Source organism: Enterococcus cecorum (genome assembly GCF_052119425.1).
GTDB classification, from domain to species: Bacteria; Bacillota; Bacilli; order Lactobacillales; family Enterococcaceae; genus Enterococcus_E; species Enterococcus_E cecorum_C.
The window spans coordinates 64,743-82,784 of sequence record NZ_JBQKFH010000002.1 but is presented as its reverse complement, the minus strand read 5'-3'; the positions used below and the strand labels follow the sequence as shown (position 1 = coordinate 82,784).

Sequence of the window (18,042 nt, the reverse complement as noted above, 5' to 3'; positions counted from 1 at the left end):
AAACAAAAAAACGACCCAGTAATAACTGAATCGTTCGTTTGCTTAAATATGCAGTAAGTAAATCAGACTAACCGCTGCGATAGTTTGCAAAGTCCCAACGCCTAAACCATAAAGTAGGAAACGTGGTCCTTCTTTTAAGAATTTTTTGAAGTCTAATCTCAAACCAATAGCGGCTAAGGCAGTTGTTTCAAACCAAGTGCTAGCAAAATGGGCACCATGATCAAAGAATTGTGGTAAATCAAAAGTACTATTTAAAATACAAGCAATCAAAAAGCCTAAAACATACCATGGAATCGGTAATTTCTTTTTACTTGCTTTAGCGCCTTTAAGATGGGCTTTTTTCGTTAAGATAAATTTCTCAAAACTTAGTACTACCACAACTAACATAATGATACGCATAATCTTAAAGAGCATCGAAAATTGGACTACTGCTGGACTATCTAAAGAAGCACCTGCTACAACTTGTCCGACTGATTGTAAGGTCCCACCAAGTAGGGCACTTTTAGTTAAAACTTGATCGCCGAATAAAGCTATCCCTAAAAAAGGTAAGGTAAGCATCATCACTGTACCGAGTAGGTTAACTAAAGTGATAATTTGACCTTTTTCTTCATCTTTGGCATCGATACTTGGTGCGATGGCTCCGATAGCTGATGAACCACAGACTGCATTTCCTCCGCTCATCATCAAACTCATCTCATCGTTAAAGCCGAGTTTTTTTCCAAGCAAATAAGTACCCACAATGGTAATACTCATTAGGATAAGGATAAAGACGATTCCTTTGATACCCATTTGGCCAATTGTTTGAAAAGTTACTGTAAATCCTAAAAGCACGATAGAATATTCTAATAGCCTGCTTTCAGAAAATTTGGTTCCTTTTGCTAAATATTCTTGTCTAAAGATGGTGTTTCCTAAAACGATCCCTAATAAAATCGCGATTGTTGCTCCACCTAATTCAGGAAACAAGAGGGCTAAAGCTTTACTGATAGCTGCTACGGCCACTGAAAGTCCTAAACCAGGTAAGATTGGCTTCATTTTTTCAACCAAAAAATCTCCTCCTTCTACAGATATTGTTGTTAAAAAATGAGTGCTGTATTTTTAGAATAATAGAAATCAAACAAGCCCTTTTTGAAAGAATGAAAAATGGGAAGGATTGTACTTGATTGTATTTTGGGTACTTGTCGATTTCTTATATTCTGTTACGCTTTTTATTATATAGGAACTTTTCTAATTACTGTGAATAATGCTATTATAGTAAGTATAAAAAATATTTATGGAAGGGATTACGAATGTTTAAATTATTAGAGACGTTTAAAATTGTCTATGAAACGCGTAACTTCTCAAAAGCAAGCGAGAAATTATTTATCTCACAACCTGCTGTATCTAATCAAATCAAACAATTAGAGGCGGATTTACAAGTAACACTCTTTATTCGAAATGGTCGCCAAGAAGTGATGACCACTCCCCAAGCTGATACGCTCTATAAAGATACATTGAATTTATTAGAAGACTGGCAAGAAATCAAATATAAGATGCATCACAAAGATACCAAGAAAATCCGTTGCAAACTGGCTGCTTCTCATACTTTTGCGATTTATGTTTTACCGCAATTATTAATTGATTTAGAACAAAAATTTCCGCAAGTGCAATTCTCTGTTCAGATGCTTAATTCCTATGAAGTTTTTACAGCCATTCAAAGCCATGAAATTGAATTTGGATTTATTGAAAAGCCACTGGCTACAGGATCGGTGAAACGAACGGCTTTGATGCAAGATGAGTTAGTCTATGTCGGTCAAAAAGATCAACCGTGGTTACTAAGAGAGGGGACTTCCGGTGTTTATCATTATACGAAGCGTCTTATGGAGGAAAATAATATCGATAGTAAAATCATCGAAATCCAAAATAATGAACTAATTGTAGAAATGCTCAAATTAGGCTTTGGTCAGACTATTTTATCGAAACGTGCGGCAAAAGATTTACCTTACCAAACTTTATCAGAAGAATATTTGCGTCATTTTTATTTAGTTGAAAGAGAACATCTCGCACAACCAATTATTTTAGAAATGATTTCCTTTATCAAGCAGTGGTCGAAATCTCATCCTTAAGACTGATTTTTTATTGAAATTTTCAAAAAACACTTAAAATGGCTTGCAGTTTATCTCTTTTCGCGTTATTTTGGATGAGAAGAATGAATTGTACTTTGATTTTAAGAAAGGAATTACGTTATTTATCTAACGTTGGTATACAATAATGTCAAAAAAGATACTAAGTCATTTTGCACCTTTATTGGTCGCACTTATTATTTTAGGTCTGATTTTTTGTTGGCCTTCAAAGAAAACTATTGAAAAACCGAGAGTCTGGCAACAAGCCTCTACGAGTATGGCTAGTAACGTATTTGGAGGTATGGCGATTAAAAATCCGGCTATTGCTTCAGGAGAGTATGTTCCGTTTTTTGGTTCTTCTGAGTTAAGTCGTCTAAGTCCATTTCATCCAAGTGTGTTGGCTGAAAAATATCATCGTTCCTACCGTCCATTTTTATTAGGGGCTCCAGGTACCCAGTCTTTAAGTCAATTTGCGATTAGTAATTCTTTAAGTAAGGAATTAACAAATAAAAAAGCAGTCTTCATTATTTCACCGCAATGGTTTACGAAAAAGGGGATGGAAGATTTAGAGTTCAATGCTTATTTTTCTGAGCTTGAACTATATCATTGGTTGCTTTCTATTGATCAAGTGCGTGATTCTGACCGTTATTATGCACAAAGATTATTAAATTATAGCCGAATTAAAGATAATGCGAAAATGAGTGCGGTCTTGACTGCAATTGCGAATGGCTCAAATCAATTATCAAGTAAACAACGCCATTATTTAGAATATAATTACCAATTATTACAAAAAGAGGACCATCTTTTTACGCAAGTCGGGATGTTATCAAAAGAAAAGAAGATTCATTTCTTTGCTAAAAAATTACCGAATGAATATAATTATCAAGTCTTAGATAGTTTAGCGGAAAAAATTGGTCAAAAACACACCAATAATAATCGATTTGAAATTGATAATGGGTTTTATAAAGCTAGATTAGAAATTGGTATCAAAGGGTTGAAGAATTCTCAACGTAAATGGAACTATTGTCAATCTCCAGAATTTGCGGATTTTCAATTGGTATTGAATCAATTTGCTCAATCACATACACAGGTTTTATTCATTATTCCACCAGTTAATCAAAAATGGAGTGATTATACCGGACTTTCTCAAGAGATGTTGCAACGCTTTGCTAAAAAAATCAAGTATCAATTACAAAGTCAAGGTTTTACCGATATTGCGGACTTTTCTAAGGAGGCCAATGTGCGCTTCTTTATGGCCGATACGATTCATTTGGGTTGGCGTGGTTGGTTAAGAGCGGATGAGGCGATTGCACCATTTTTAGCGCAACCTTATGAACCAACCAATTATCATTTAAATAATGCCCAATTCTTTTCTAAAGAGTGGCAAGATCAAGAAAATGTAGAGTAAAACAAAAAGCTTCATTTCCCAATCAAGGAGATGAAGCTTTTTGTTAGGCATTGGTTTGGAATTGTACGCCTCGTGGACCGACATTGGTTGAAAAGACAATATGTGTCTTGGTGTCTCCAAAGCGTTGCAAGGCATTAATAAAGTTATCAAGGTCGATAGTATTTGGAAAATAAACCTTCAATAACATTGAGTAATCTCCTGTTATACAGTCACATTCTACGACATTTGGAATAGACTCAATGTATTGATAAAAGGCATCTTTATCTTTAGCATTGACGGCACAATTGACATAAGCCTTGATAGAATAACCTAATTTTTGGTAATTAACCATTGCCTGGTAATTTTTAATATAGCCATTATTTTCTAAATTTTGTAGTCGTACAGAAACCGATGGAGAGGAAATAAAACACTCTTCGGCAATTTGCTTAACGGTAATACGACCATTTCTTTGAAGGATATTCAATATTTTGTAATCTAAATCATCCAAAAATATCCCCTCCTTTATTTTTCATTTTAGCGATTACGTTATCAACTTGCAAGCAATATTATGAATCTAACCTCAATCAAAAAGAAAATTAAACTTTTCACGAATGGTGATTTTAGATTTATAAAGGGGCAACTAATTCTTTAAAGTGAATTTTAAAAAATAGTGTGATTTTAGTTAAAGATATTTAGATATAACTGTTTGAGTTGTATAATATAACTAAAACTGTGATTGCTTCCTTAAATTTTATTGTTATATTAATCATTCGGGTTTATATGCTGGTTTTTAATAATTGAAAAGAGTATGATTATATTTTTTGAAATATTTAAGAAAAATTAATAAATACTGCAAACGAAAAATCGCATTATCGACAATCTATTATAATAGAAGAAAGATTTTTTGATAATTAAAATAAGGTGTTTTCATAATTTTAACTGTACTTTGTTTGGACTTGTATTTTCATTTTTTTCTTTTCTTTTTCAGTAAGTTTTGCTATACTATCCAATGTAAATCGAATATTACGAAATGGTTGAGCATATGCTTCAAGGATCGCGTTCTTCAAGGGGTGAGAAGGACTGACTTCTTGTAGAAATGGTCAATTTTTTGTTTAATGGAGATTTAATGGTGCTTAAAATTGGCGGATACAAGTATAACGTATTTAGTCAAATTTGAAAGGATGTGAATCAATTGCAAGAAGTGCTTGATAAAATTAAAGCAACGGAGTCGAAAAATGAAGCGCAAATGCAAGCTTTACGACAAAAGATGAAAGACTATGAATTAGAACTTCAACATAAATATGAAGCTCAATTGTCGCAAAATAAAGCTGAAGTTAAGACTTTTATTGAAAAAACAGAAGCCCAAAAGCAAGAAAGTTTGACACAAGAGGCGCAAAAATTAGCCAAAGAAGTAGCTACGACTAAGCAGCATTTAGAGGCGAGTTATCAAGAAAATGCACAAAAGGCAGTTGCGCAAGTGATTGAAAAGGTGATGGTAACCTATGGCAGTCACTAGAATGAAAAAAGTAACCCTGATTGCTCAAAGTAAATGGCAAGAAGAATTGCTGAAAGTCTTGCAAGATTTACAGCAAGTACAAGTGCGCGATGTATTTGTTCAAAATGTATCAAATGAATGGGTTCATACGTATTTTGATGGCGTGTCTCCTAAAGATATTAGCCAAGATTTGCTTGATTACCAACAAAAAATTCAAAAAATTAATGAAGCCATTGATTTTGTGAACCATTATGGAAGCATCAAGGTTAAAAGTCAATTATTAAAACGTCAAAATCTATCTTTGTATGATTTAGATCAACTGCATAAAGAAGAAGTCATCATGCAACAATTACATGAAATTTTTGATTTAAAGCAAAGATGGGAAACTGTTGAACAAAAGCTACGACATTTATCAGATAAAGAAGAAGCGCTCTTTTGCTGGCAGAATCTAGATTTGAATTTTGAAAATCTCGACTCTACTACTACGCAAGTATATTTTGGCCAGATTGGTAGTGAAAACTATGAGGCATTTAAACAAAAAGTAGCTACTTTAAAGAATGTTTATCTGGAATTAGTTTATGATGATACCAAGGTTGCATCCTTTGCGTGTATTTATTTAAAAGCAAAAGAGACTGAAGTTAAGGAATTATTTAGTCGCTTTAGTGTGGTTCGAACACGGATTAACATTCAAGGGACAGTGAAAAATAGTCTAAAAGCCATCAATCAAGAGAACAAGCAATTATTGAAAGAGCAAAGAGAGCTAACAGAAGCCCTTGGACAAAAGCGCAAATGGATTGATAAGTTACAAATTGCTGAAGAATATTTATTGGCACAAAAAAGTCGTTTAGAAGCGCAAAGTAAGTTAGTGACAACCAAGCATTTATTGGTTTTACAAGGTTGGGTTGGCGAAGATGAAGTCAATCTCTTAACACAACAATTAGCAGCAAAATTGGGCGCAGATACAGTCTATATTGATTTTGAAGATCCAACAACGGAAGAAATAGATCAAGAAGTACCAACAAAATTGAAAAACCATCCGTTGATTCGTCCGTTTGAGATGCTCATCGAATTATATAGTTTACCTAAATATAATGAAATTGACCCAACACCATGGATGTTCCCGTTCTTTTTAGTCTTTTTCGGGATGATGGTTGCAGATATTGGTTACGGTGCATTGATGCTTATCGGAACGACGATTGCTTTAAAAGTGATGGTGTTTCCAAGTGGGACCGAACGCTTTGTCCGCTTTTTCCAAATTTTAAGTATTCCGACAATTATTTGGGGGATTATTTATAATTCTTGTTTTGGCGAAAGTTTACCTTATAAGCCGATTCTTTCTACGACAAATGATGTCATTCAAATCTTATTATTAACAGTTATTTTTGGCTTTATTCAAATTTTAGTTGGTTTGAGTTTAGCTGGTTATCAAAATATAAAGAAAAAAGATTATGCAGCGGCAATTACCAATGGATTTGCCTGGCAAGCAATCTTAGTTGGCGTACTTTTAGCCGTAGCAGGTAAAATGTTAGGTTTAGGCCAAACCGTTTATTATATCGGTCTGTTCTTAGCTATTTTAGGTGCGGCTTCAATCGTCTTGATACCAACTTTTAATAGTCAATCAAAAGTATTAGGCTTTGTGGGTGGGCTATATGATTTATATGGTATTAGTAGCTATGTCGGCGATTTAGTCAGCTATACTCGTTTAATGGCTTTAGGTATCTCTGGTGGATCAATTGCAGCAGCGTTTAACTTAATCGTTAGCTTCTTACCGCCAGTTGTCCGCTTTACGGTAGGTATTGCCTTATTGTTAGCTTTACATGCTTTAAACATTTTCTTATCTTTACTAGGTGCTTATGTGCATGGGGTACGTTTACAATATGTAGAGTACTTTGGTAAATTCTATGAAGGTGGCGGACGTAAATTTATGCCACTCAAATCAAGTGAAAAACATGTCAATATTAAATGGAATAATGAAAACAATGGAGGAAATCAAAAATGATGGAATTTTTTAATGCAAATGGTGGATTTATTGCAGCAGTCTTTGGTATGGCTATTGCAACAATCTTTTCAGGAATTGGGTCAGCTAAAGGGGTAGGCTTTACCGGGGAAGCTGCGGCGGCGTTAACGACTTCACAACCAGAAAAGTTTGGTCAATCTTTAGTACTACAATTACTTCCTGGTACACAAGGTTTATATGGTTTCGTTATCGCGGTAATGATTTTCTTACAAGCTTCTCCTAACATGGATTTAGTAAAAGGTTTGACACTTCTTGCCGCTTCATTACCAGTTGCTTTTGCTGGTTTAAGTTCAGGGATTGCCCAAGGTAAAGTTTCTGCAGCAAGTATCCAAATTTTAGCGAAAAAACCAGAACATATGAGTAAAGGGATTATCTACGCAGCGATGGTTGAAACTTATGCAATTTTAGGTTTCGTTATCTCTATTATGATTCTAACTAAGTAATCGCGAGGTGAGAAAATGAGTGCCATCGACAATATTATCGAACAAATCGAAAGTCAAGCACGTAGCGAACGTGAAGCTTTTGAGAAAAAAGAGTTGGCACGTCTTGATGAAGTCTATCAACAAAAATTTAACCTGTTAGCACAAGACAAAGAACGTCAACTGAAAAAACAAGCGCAAATGCTAGATAAAAAATATAAACAACTTCATAACCGTCAAGAAGTTGAAGCGAGACAAACCATCTTAAATGAAAAACAACGCTATTTAGAGCATTTATTTGTGCAAGCAGCTGAAGAAATGGCAGCTTGGTCACCTGAGCAAATGCAAGATTTTGCGCAACAAGCCTTAGCAAGTTTAGACTTGAATCATGAGGTACAATTTATCAGCGGTGAATATTCTAAAAAGGCTTATTCAGCTGATTTTATTGCGAAATTGAATGCGCAATTACCTTTTTCACTGCAGTTAGCGGATAAAATCATCAATAAACAAGCAGGCTTTATCATTGATGATGGTGGGGTTCAATATAATTTTATTTTCGAAAACTTAATTAAAGATATCCAAACAACGATGAGTTTTGATTTAGCTAAGCAGTTGTTTGAATAAAAGGAAGGTGATTCAATGAGTAAGCCTACCTATCATGAGGTCAATCCATTGGTGCGAATTCGTGAGTCGAGTTTGCTTTCCAAAGACACTTTTGAGCGCTTGGTTGCAGCTGATGATTTAGAACAAGTGTCTCAAATTTTATCCAATACGGTTTATCAAGACTATCTTGGGGAGAATTTTGCCTATCATTTCGAGCAAAATTTGAATCATGATATCGAAAATACAATTTCAGAACTGATTGATTTAGCACCTGAAAAAGAGGTTATTTGGATATATACCATGCGTTATACTTTCCACAATTTGAAAGTTTTAACCAAGGCACAAGTTTTAGATCAAGATTATGATTATCTATGTATTTATGATGGCTTTTACGATATCGATACTTTAAAGAGCGCCATTAAAACAGGAGTATCGCAATTACCAGAAGATTTGATGGCTAGCATTTTAGAAGTACGTGAATATCTCGAAGAATCAAAGGTCATTCAAGGGATAGATGTCATTTATGATCGCGCCTTTTTAAGGATGCAGCGTAAAATCGGTGAACAATTAGGTTATCCCGAACTGTTGGATGAAATTATCGGCTTTATTGATTTGACGAACATTATCACAGCCGGTCGTGGCATTGTCCAAAATCGTAGCCAAGCGTTTATGACTGGCGTGCTTTCAAGCTGTGGCAGTATTGATAAAGAAGAATTACTGCGTTTTTGTAAAGAAGATGAAGCGACTTTTGTAGATTATTTACTTAATAGTACTTATGGTGAGTTATTACAAGAGGCTTTACGTGATAATAAGTTGAACTTCCATCTTTTAGAAAAAATCAAGGATAATTTCTTAACAGATCACTATGTTCGTGCCACATCCGTCGCGTTTGGGCCTTTACCACTTTTAGCTTATTTAAATGCAAAAGAAGTCGAAACGAAGAATTTACGAACGATTATCGTAGGAAAACGCAGTGGTTTTACCAATCAAGAAATTAAAGAAAGGATGAGACTGACTTATGACTTATAAAATTGGTGTTATCGGTGATAAAGATTCAGTATTACCTTTCAAATTATTTGGTTTTGATGTCCGCTTTGTAGATACGGCTGCTGAAATTCGTCAAGCGATTGAAGAGATGGCTGATAAAGATTATGGTGTCATTTACATTACAGAAGAATATGCACAAAAGGTTAGTGAAACCATCGCACGTTTCGATGAAGTAATGACACCAGCGATTGTCCTAATCCCAAACCATTCAGGAAGCTTAGGAATCGGCCAACAAAATATCCGAGACCGCGTCGAAAAAGCCGTCGGACAAAATATTCTATAAGAACACAGAATAAGGTCGTGAAGCAGCTCGGGAAGCCTCGAAGAAATTCGTGTGCTTACCTCCTGCTGAGAAAATCGGATGAAAGGAGATTTTCACAAGCGGGAGGGCGAATTTCACAGTGTCTAGCTGCTGAACGCCGTGGAGTAGATAAGAACACCATCAATAAAAAATTAGGAGGTAGCGATTTTGCAAGAAGGAAAAATCATTAAAGTTTCAGGTCCGTTAGTAATGGCTGAAAATATGTCACATGCAAGTATTCAAGATATTTGCTATGTTGGTGACTTAGGCGTTATTGGCGAAATTATTGAAATGCGTGGCGATGTCGCTTCTATTCAAGTATATGAAGAAACTTCTGGTATCGGACCAGGAGAAGTAGTAAAAAGTACCGGAGAAGCTTTATCAGTTGAGTTAGCTCCTGGGATTGTTTCACAAATGTTTGATGGCATTCAACGTCCATTAGATACATTTATGGAAGTCACTAAAAGTAATTTCTTAGGTCGTGGCGTGCAATTACCTGCGTTAGACCATGAGAAAAAATGGCAATTTAATCCTTGTGTCGCTGTAGGAGATACTGTAGTGAGTGGGGATGTTGTGGGTACTGTGGACGAAACGAAAATTGTTGTTCATAAAATCATGGTGCCTAAAGGTGTAGAAGGAACAATCACTGAAATTAAGTCCGGAGAATTTACCATTGATGAAGTGATTTACGTAGTGGAAACTGCTCAAGGACCACGCGAATTAACCATGCTTCAAAAATGGCCCGTTCGTAAAGCGCGTCCAGTGAAGGAAAAATTAAATCCTGATGCGCCAATGATTACTGGCCAACGTGTTATTGATACTTTCTTCCCAGTAACAAAAGGTGGCGCAGCGGCGGTTCCGGGGCCATTTGGTGCAGGTAAGACCGTGGTTCAACACCAAATTGCTAAATGGGCCGATGTGGATATCGTGGTGTATGTCGGTTGTGGGGAACGCGGAAACGAAATGACCGATGTATTAAATGAATTTCCAGAATTAATAGATCCAAATACAGGTGAATCCTTAATGGAAAGAACCATTTTGATTGCCAATACCTCAAATATGCCTGTAGCAGCCCGTGAAGCTTCTATCTATACTGGAATTACGATTGCTGAATATTTCCGTGATATGGGATATAATGTGGCAATTATGGCTGACTCTACTTCTCGTTGGGCTGAAGCCTTGCGTGAAATGAGTGGCCGTTTGGAAGAAATGCCTGGGGATGAAGGCTATCCAGCTTACCTTGGCTCACGTTTGGCTGAATATTATGAGCGTGCTGGACGTGTGATAGCTTTAGGTAGCGATCAACGTGAAGGTAGTATCACTGCCATTTCAGCGGTTTCGCCATCAGGTGGGGATATTTCTGAACCAGTGACGCAAAATACTTTACGCGTTGTTAAAGTGTTCTGGGGATTAGATTCGCAATTGGCGCAACAACGACACTTCCCATCCATTAACTGGTTACAAAGTTACTCACTTTATTCCACTGAAGTTGGTAAATTCTTAGATCAACAATTACAAGCTGATTGGTCTGAATTAGTGACTGAAGGGATGAGTCTATTACAAGAAGAATCACAATTACAAGAAATTGTGCGTTTGGTAGGGATTGATTCACTTTCAGATAAAGACCGCTTAACCTTACAAGTGGCTAAATCAATTCGTGAAGATTACCTACAACAAAATGCTTTCGATGGCGTCGATACGTTTACTTCTCGTGAAAAACAATTTAAGATGTTAAACAATATCTTAACGTTTAACGCAGAAGGTAAACGCGCCTTAGAATTAGGAGCTTATCTAAGTGAAATTATGAATGGTACAGTGGCATTACGAGACCGCATTGCCCGCAGTAAATATGTACCTGAAGAAGAATTAGCAAAATTAGATGCAATTAATCAAGATATTAAGCAAACCATGCAACAAATTGTGGCTCAAGGAGGAATGACGAATGATTAAAGAATATCGTACAATCGGTGAAGTCGTCGGTCCTTTGATGGCTGTCGATCGGGTGCAAGGGGTTAAATATGAAGAGCTTATCGAAGTTCGCTTGCAAAATGGTGAATTACGTCGCGGCCAAGTCCTAGAAGTACAAGAAGATAAAGCTTTGGTGCAAATCTTTGAAGGAACAAGTGGGATTAACTTAAAAGACTCTGCGGTGCGTTTTTTAGGTCATCCGCTAGAGCTTGGGGTTTCTGAAGACATGATTGGCCGTGTGTTTGATGGTTTAGGTCGTCCAAAAGATAACGGTCCAGCCATCTTACCTGAAAAAATGATGGATATTAATGGGGAAGTCATTAACCCAGTTGCTCGTGACTATCCGGATGAATTTATCCAAACAGGAATTTCGGCTATCGATCATTTAAATACATTGGTTCGTGGTCAAAAATTACCAGTATTCTCAGCATCTGGTTTACCACATAAAGAGTTGGCTGCCCAAATCGCCCGTCAAGCCAATGTGTTAAATACCGATGATGACTTTGCCGTTGTCTTTGCAGGGATTGGGATTACTTTTGAAGAAGCTGAATTTTTCATGGAAGATTTCCGTCAAACAGGAGCGATTGATCGTTCGGTAATCTTTATGAATTTAGCCAATGACCCTGCGATTGAACGGATTGCAACCCCACGTATGGCACTTACTGCAGCAGAATATCTCGCTTATGAAAAAGGCATGCACGTCTTAGTTATCATGACCGATATGACCAACTATTGTGAAGCCTTACGTGAAATTTCGGCCGCTCGTCGTGAAGTCCCTGGTCGTCGTGGCTATCCTGGTTATCTTTATACAAACTTAGCCACTTTATATGAACGTGCAGGGCGTATTCGTGGTTTGAAAGGTTCCGTGACCCAGATTCCAATCTTAACCATGCCTGAAGAAGACAAGACTCATCCAATCCCTGACTTAACAGGTTACATTACAGAAGGCCAAATCATCCTTTCACGTGATTTATACAAACGTGGCATTCAACCGCCAATTGATGTGCTACCTTCATTATCACGTCTAAAAGATAAAGGGACTGGGGAAGGTAAAACGCGTAAAGATCACGCTGCTACGATGAACCAACTATTCTCTGCTTATGCCCAAGGAAAACAAGCCAAGGAATTAGCGGTAGTACTAGGGGATTCAGCTTTATCTGATGTGGATAAAATCTATGCAAAATTTGCTGATCGTTTTGAAAAAGAATATGTGAACCAAGGATTTAGCACCAATCGTTCTATTTTTGATACGTTAGATTTAGGTTGGGAACTGCTTTCAATGTTGCCACGTACAGAATTAAAACGAATCAAAGACGACATGTTGGATGAATATCTACCTACTAAAGGGGTGTGAGATCCATGCCTGAGTTAAATGTCAATCCAACGCGAATGGAGCTGACTCGACTCAAAAAGCAATTACAAACAGCTACTCGTGGTCATAAATTATTAAAGGATAAACAAGATGAACTGATGCGTCAATTTATCTTACTTATCCGCAAAAATGACCAATTGCGTAAAGAAGTCGAGGCAAAACTACAAGAAGCGATGCGCCAATTGATGTTAGCTGATGCGGCCATTAATGAAAACTTTATTGAAGAGCTTTTCATGTTGCCAGCAAGTGAAGTGAGTCTAGATGTGTTAGAAAAAAATATCATGAGCGTCAAAGTACCAGTTATGAATTTTGACTATGATGATGACTTGCTTTCTTCACCTTTAGAATATGGTTATCTGAATTCCAATGCAGAGTTAGATACGGTGATTGATGATTTTACCGCGATTCTACCCAAGCTATTAGAGTTAACGGAAATCGAAAAAACGTGTCAATTGATGTCTACAGAAATTGAAAAGACTAGACGTCGGGTGAATGCTTTGGAATACATGACCATTCCACAATTAGAGCAAACCATTTATCGCATTCGTATGAAACTTGAAGAAAATGAACGCTCTGAAATCACGCGTTTGATTAAAATTAAAAATATGAACAAATAAACTTTATACTCCTCTGTTTGATGGCAGGGGAGTTTATTTATTTTAGAAAATATGACTGGAAACCTTAATATTAGTAATCAAACTTTTACTTTCCATCAGATTTTTGAATAAGGGTTGCTTTTATGGGATGACTCGGTTATGATATTGCGGTACAATAAGAATGAGGATTTAGTTTATTGAAATGAAGGGGCGAAAATGTTAAAAAAAGAAAAAAAGAGTAATATTCAAAAATTAGGGCCAGTCAAATTTTTATCTCTAGGATTTGCGATAATTATTTTGACCGGAGGCTTTTTACTTTCCTTGCCGATTAGTTCGCAAAGTGGTCAATTTACGAATTTTTTAGATGCTGTATTCACCGCAACTTCAGCGACTTGTGTAACGGGATTGACGACATTAAATACAGCACAACATTGGAGTATTTTTGGTCAAATCATCATCATGCTTTTAATTGAAATGGGTGGTTTAGGCTTTATGATGCTGCCAATTATTTTTTATACCTTAGCGAAGAAAAAGGTCAATCTGAGCACTCGAATTGTTTTAAAAGAAGCCTTAAATTTAGATGATATGTCTGGTGTGATGAAGTTAACCTTGTATGTATTAAAGTTTTCGATTGCAATTCAGACAACGGGAATGGTGTTATTAGCGATTGATTTGGTTCCGCGTTACGGTATCATTAAGGGAATTTGGTATGCCCTTTTCCATGCAATTTCTAGTTTTTGTAATGCTGGTTTTGATTTATTCGGAGATAGTTTAGTGCCTTTCCAAAATGATCCCTATATTTTATTGGTCATTTCTTTCTTGATTGTTTCTGGGGGCTTAGGATTTTTAGTTTGGCGTGATTTATTACAGTATAAACATACTAAGCGGATGTCCATGCATAGTAAAATTGCGTTGATGATGACTGGGTTATTGTTGCTTGGTGGCTTCGTGATTTTCTTCTTCTCTGAGCATAATGGGCGTTACTTAGTTCAAAGCGATAATTTCTTGGTTCGATTGATGAATACTTTATTTATGTCGGTTACGCCAAGAACAGCTGGATTTTATTCTGTAGATTATGCGGCGATGTCTAATCCAGGATTAATTTTAACCATGTTCTTGATGTATATCGGTGGTACCTCTGGATCGACTGCCGGTGGTTTGAAAACAACAACTTTCGGAGTCGTCTTAATTCAGATGATTTCACTATTAAAGGGGCGTCAACGGGCTGAATTTGCTGGCCGCTCGATTAAAGAAACCGCAGTATTTCGGGCGATGACTTTATTCTTTATCACCTTAAGTCTATGCGTTATCTCGATTATGATTTTATCAGCGACCGAACATTTACCACGTCAAAATGGGATTGAGTACGCGGCTTTTGAAGTATTCTCAGCCTTTGGTACAGTAGGCTTGACGATGGGCTTAACGCCAGATTTAACCGAATTTGGTAAATTATTAATTATTGGTTTAATGTATATTGGTCGAGTGGGTATCATGACCGTACTCTTCTCATTAATGTCCAATAATCAAAAAACAACTTGTCGCTATCAATATCCATATGAAAGCGTGCTTGTTGGTTAAGATAAATAGTAACGGATATTCCAGATTAACAATCAAGGTTAGTCAGGAATATCCGTTTTTGCATAAAAAAATGATGTGCCAACTTTAAAGATAAAAGTGACACACCATCATTATTTATTTTTTGACATCTAATAATGAGTAGCCTCTTGCGTCATAACGATTGCGACTTCTCGAATATTCAATCGGACGGCCATTTTCGAGATAGACTACTTGTTCGACTTGCAATACTGGATCGGTCAATTCACAGTGTAGATATTTTTGATCATATTCATCAGGCTTTTCTGCAGTGATATGACGATAGCTTCCAGCAAAATTGATTTTTAATTCGTCTTGGATATAACTATAAATCGAATTTTGAAGAATCTCACGTGATAGACCAGGAACTAAATCACAAGGCATATAAGTATGTTCTAAGACAAAGGGCTGATTATCTACCAAACGCAGACGAATAATTTGGTAAATTGGTGTTTGGGTATCAACAGCAAGTCTTTGTGCAATCTCTTCACTAGGAAAGATAACCGTAAATAAAATGACCTGACTCGTTAAGGTTCTTTCATCATTTTTGAAATCACTCGTGAGCCCTTGATATTGGTTAAAACGATAAAGATCATCATCTTTATCCCAAAAGGAAGAGTTGAGAATTTTTGTCCCCATTCCTTGTTTTGAATACACAAGGCCTTCAACCGTTAAGATATTGACCGCTTTTTTGATGGTCATGCGGCTAACATTAAACTCTTTGACCAATTCTGTCTGGTGGGGAAGGAAGCTGTCCACTGGATATGTGCCATTTAGGATTCTTTCTCTAAGTATATTGGCAATTTCTTCATATTTTGGCATGTTTGTTCCTCCCAACCATTTTACCGTCATCTTTGTTTCTTATTGGTAAAATTATAGCGCAGAATCAAGTTGTTTGTCTAGTACACGTAAGAATGGATACCAAACGATAGCGACAATTAAAAAGGCAACAATTTGTAAGACGCCACCTAATACTGAGTTGGTTGCGAGCATGCCGCTAAAGAAGATAGGCACAGTCCAAGGTACAGATACACCAGTTGGAGCTGGTACAATTCCAGCGGCCATAACTAAGTAATTTAAGGTTGTGACAATTAATGGTGCAATGACCCATGGTATTAAAATAGTTGGATTTAATACGATAGGTAGACCCAAAATAACTGGTTCGTTGACGTTAAAGATACCAGGTGCTAAAGCGAGACGACCGACATCTTGGTATTGTTTTTTCTTCAAAACAAAGGCCATTAGAATCACAACTGCTAAGGTCATCCCTGAACCACCAAGTCCAACCGTAAAGACTTCCATGAATGGTTTGGTGATAATGTGTGGTAATTCTTTGCCGGCTTTATAGGCTTCTAAGTTTTCTAACATTAAGGTATTCCAAATTGGATCCATGACGGAATTGACGATGATTTGGCCATGTAATCCAAAGAACCATAAAAATTGGACAAAGAATAAAGCAATTAAAGTCGCAGGTAAGCTACTTCCTAGACCAGTTAATGGTGCTTGAATCACTTGGTAAACAATATCGTGCATATTCACTTATAGATTTGTAACCGTTACAACGAAAATATACCATCATTCAAAATAAATGTCTAGTCATTTATAACAAAAAGATTGATTTTGATAAATAAGTTGCTATAATAGAGTTAACAGAAATATAAAAACGTATCCAGGAGGCATTTATTATGACTTTTTATCAATTTCCACAAGATTTCTTTTGGGGTTCAGCCGCTAGTGGTCCGCAAACAGAAGGCCGAGTAGCTGGTGATGGTAAAGGCGAAAATATTTGGGATTATTGGTATCAACAAAATCCAATACCCTTTTTTAATCAAGTAGGACCAGACAAGACTTCACAAGTGTATACCAAATACAAAGAAGATATTCAATTAATGAAGCAAGTCGGACATAATTCGTTTCGTACTTCAATTCAATGGAGTCGACTCATTCCAGAGGGTGTCGGGAAAGTGAACGAAAAGGCGGTACAATTTTATAATGATTATATTGATGAACTCATTGCCAATGGTATCGAGCCTTTTATCAATTTATATCATTTTGACATGCCAATGAAACTACAAGAACAAGGTGGTTGGTTAAATCGCCAAACAGTAGAGGCTTATGTGAACTATGCGAAGACTTGTTTTGAATTGTTTGGGGATCGGGTGAAATATTGGTTTACCCATAATGAACCAATTGTGCCTGTTGAAGGTGGGTATTTATATCAATTTCATTATCCAGCTGAGGTTAATATGAAGCATGCGGTTCAAGTCGGTTATCATGAAGCTTTAGCCAGTGCCCTTGCAATTCAAGCTTATCATCAAATGAATCTAGGTGGTCAAATTGGGATTATTTTAAATCTTACCCCAAGCTATCCTCGTGATGAAAACAATCCCGCAGATGTCAAAGCGAGTCAATTGGCCGATGCTTTCTTTAATCGTTCATTTTTAGAACCAGCCATCAAAGGAGAATATCCACAAGATTTAATTGAAGTGGTCAAACAATTAGATTTACTACCGGAAAGACAAGCTGAAGATGCTGCGATTTTCAAAGAGAATACCATTGATTTTCTAGGCATTAATTATTATCAACCACGCCGAATCAAAGCAAAGGAAGATTTATCAAAAGTTGATCCGAATCATCCAATGCCTGATGATTTCTTTGATAACTATGAAATGCCAGGTCGTAAAATGAATCCTTATCGTGGCTGGGAAATATATGAAAAAGGAATTTATGATATCTTAATCAATGTTCGTGATAATTATGGCAATATTCCATGTTATATCTCGGAAAATGGCATGGGTGTGGAAGGTGAAGAACGCTTTATCAATGAAGAAGGGCAAATTGAGGATGATTATCGCATTGAATTTGTGCAAAATCATTTGAAATATGTCCATCAAGCCATTCAAGAAGGTGCCAATTGTAAAGGATATCATATGTGGACTTGCATGGATAACTGGTCATGGTTGAATGCCTATAAGAATCGCTATGGCTTTATCTCAGTCGATTTGGTCAATGATGGGAAACGGACAATTAAAAAATCAGGACATTGGTTCAAACAAGTGGCTGATCAAAATGGTTTTGAAGCCTAAAATCTATGGAAAAATCATGCTGGAGGCGGATACATTTTTAAGATTCTTTTGCTAAAATC

The 18,042-nt window shown here is 36.5% G+C and carries 16 protein-coding genes and 1 pseudogene; 13 read left to right on the top strand and 4 right to left on the bottom strand.

What is annotated here, in order from left to right; translation table 11 throughout:
- Positions 1-42 precede the first annotated feature (42 nt).
- Positions 43-1,044, bottom strand: coding sequence for a YeiH family protein (locus tag ACTQZM_RS00860; protein ID WP_441652594.1), 1,002 nt, complete (start codon positions 1,042-1,044; stop codon positions 43-45).
- A gap of 242 nt (positions 1,045-1,286) precedes the next feature.
- On the opposite strand from ACTQZM_RS00860, the gene ACTQZM_RS00855 reads away from it, so the two are divergent.
- A complete protein-coding gene (locus ACTQZM_RS00855) occupies positions 1,287-2,102 on the top strand; it encodes a LysR family transcriptional regulator (RefSeq protein ID WP_441652593.1) in 816 nt (271 codons plus the stop codon).
- A gap of 145 nt (positions 2,103-2,247) precedes the next feature.
- Positions 2,248-3,507, top strand: a complete 1,260-nt coding sequence (gene dltD, locus ACTQZM_RS00850; protein WP_441652592.1) for a D-alanyl-lipoteichoic acid biosynthesis protein DltD — start codon at positions 2,248-2,250, stop codon at positions 3,505-3,507.
- A gap of 43 nt (positions 3,508-3,550) precedes the next feature.
- Here the strand turns inward: dltD and ACTQZM_RS00845 are convergent, their stop codons facing one another.
- Positions 3,551-3,994 (bottom strand): Lrp/AsnC family transcriptional regulator, encoded by a 444-nt coding sequence (locus ACTQZM_RS00845; RefSeq protein WP_248624066.1) that lies wholly within the window; start codon positions 3,992-3,994, stop codon positions 3,551-3,553.
- Positions 3,995-4,687: 693 nt separating this feature from the next.
- Between ACTQZM_RS00845 and ACTQZM_RS00840 the strand changes: the two genes are divergently transcribed.
- The 10 genes from ACTQZM_RS00840 to ACTQZM_RS00795 all read left to right on the top strand — a co-directional run bounded on the left by ACTQZM_RS00840 (position 4,688) and on the right by ACTQZM_RS00795 (position 14,882).
- Positions 4,688-5,002 (top strand): hypothetical protein, encoded by a 315-nt coding sequence (locus tag ACTQZM_RS00840; protein ID WP_224762833.1) that lies wholly within the window; start codon positions 4,688-4,690, stop codon positions 5,000-5,002.
- Positions 4,989-6,980 carry a V-type ATP synthase subunit I gene (locus ACTQZM_RS00835; RefSeq protein ID WP_441652591.1) on the top strand — a complete coding sequence of 664 codons (1,992 nt, stop codon included), beginning with the start codon at positions 4,989-4,991 and terminating at the stop codon, positions 6,978-6,980. The genes ACTQZM_RS00840 and ACTQZM_RS00835 overlap by 14 nt, the downstream gene beginning before the upstream one ends.
- Positions 6,977-7,441: a V-type ATP synthase subunit K gene (locus tag ACTQZM_RS00830; protein ID WP_016250993.1), complete on the top strand. Its 465-nt coding sequence runs from the start codon at positions 6,977-6,979 to the stop codon at positions 7,439-7,441. Before ACTQZM_RS00835 ends, ACTQZM_RS00830 begins: the two co-directional genes overlap by 4 nt.
- Positions 7,442-7,456: 15 nt before the next feature.
- On the top strand, positions 7,457-8,041 hold the full coding sequence (locus tag ACTQZM_RS00825; RefSeq protein WP_441652590.1) for an ATPase V: 585 nt from the start codon (positions 7,457-7,459) through the stop codon (positions 8,039-8,041).
- A gap of 15 nt (positions 8,042-8,056) precedes the next feature.
- Positions 8,057-9,049 (top strand): V-type ATPase subunit, encoded by a 993-nt coding sequence (locus ACTQZM_RS00820; RefSeq protein ID WP_047334982.1) that lies wholly within the window; start codon positions 8,057-8,059, stop codon positions 9,047-9,049.
- Entirely contained in the window at positions 9,039-9,350 is a 312-nt protein-coding gene (locus tag ACTQZM_RS00815; protein ID WP_016250996.1) for a V-type ATP synthase subunit F, read from the top strand. Before ACTQZM_RS00820 ends, ACTQZM_RS00815 begins: the two co-directional genes overlap by 11 nt.
- 186 nt (positions 9,351-9,536) lie before the next feature.
- Entirely contained in the window at positions 9,537-11,318 is a 1,782-nt protein-coding gene (locus ACTQZM_RS00810) for a V-type ATP synthase subunit A (protein ID WP_047340929.1), read from the top strand.
- The gene (locus ACTQZM_RS00805; RefSeq protein ID WP_016250998.1) at positions 11,311-12,690 is read left to right on the top strand and encodes a V-type ATP synthase subunit B; all 1,380 of its coding nucleotides are present in this window, start codon (positions 11,311-11,313) and stop codon (positions 12,688-12,690) included. The genes ACTQZM_RS00810 and ACTQZM_RS00805 overlap by 8 nt, the downstream gene beginning before the upstream one ends.
- A 5-nt stretch (positions 12,691-12,695) precedes the next feature.
- Entirely contained in the window at positions 12,696-13,325 is a 630-nt protein-coding gene (locus tag ACTQZM_RS00800; RefSeq protein WP_171315732.1) for a V-type ATP synthase subunit D, read from the top strand.
- Between the two features lie 195 nt (positions 13,326-13,520).
- On the top strand, positions 13,521-14,882 hold the full coding sequence (locus ACTQZM_RS00795) for a TrkH family potassium uptake protein (protein WP_441652589.1): 1,362 nt from the start codon (positions 13,521-13,523) through the stop codon (positions 14,880-14,882).
- A 114-nt stretch (positions 14,883-14,996) separates the two neighbouring features.
- On the opposite strand, the gene ACTQZM_RS00790 is transcribed toward ACTQZM_RS00795, so the two are convergent.
- Together ACTQZM_RS00790 and ACTQZM_RS00785 are read right to left on the bottom strand one after the other, a co-directional pair.
- The gene (locus ACTQZM_RS00790; protein WP_047342125.1) at positions 14,997-15,719 is read right to left on the bottom strand and encodes a GntR family transcriptional regulator; all 723 of its coding nucleotides are present in this window, start codon (positions 15,717-15,719) and stop codon (positions 14,997-14,999) included.
- Between the two features lie 51 nt (positions 15,720-15,770).
- A pseudogene (locus ACTQZM_RS00785) lies at positions 15,771-16,433 on the bottom strand (PTS sugar transporter subunit IIC); the annotation flags it as partial.
- Positions 16,434-16,582: 149 nt separating this feature from the next.
- Here ACTQZM_RS00785 and ACTQZM_RS00780 point away from each other — a divergent pair.
- Positions 16,583-17,983, top strand: coding sequence for a glycoside hydrolase family 1 protein (locus ACTQZM_RS00780; RefSeq protein ID WP_441652588.1), 1,401 nt, complete (start codon positions 16,583-16,585; stop codon positions 17,981-17,983).
- Positions 17,984-18,042 lie beyond the last annotated feature (59 nt).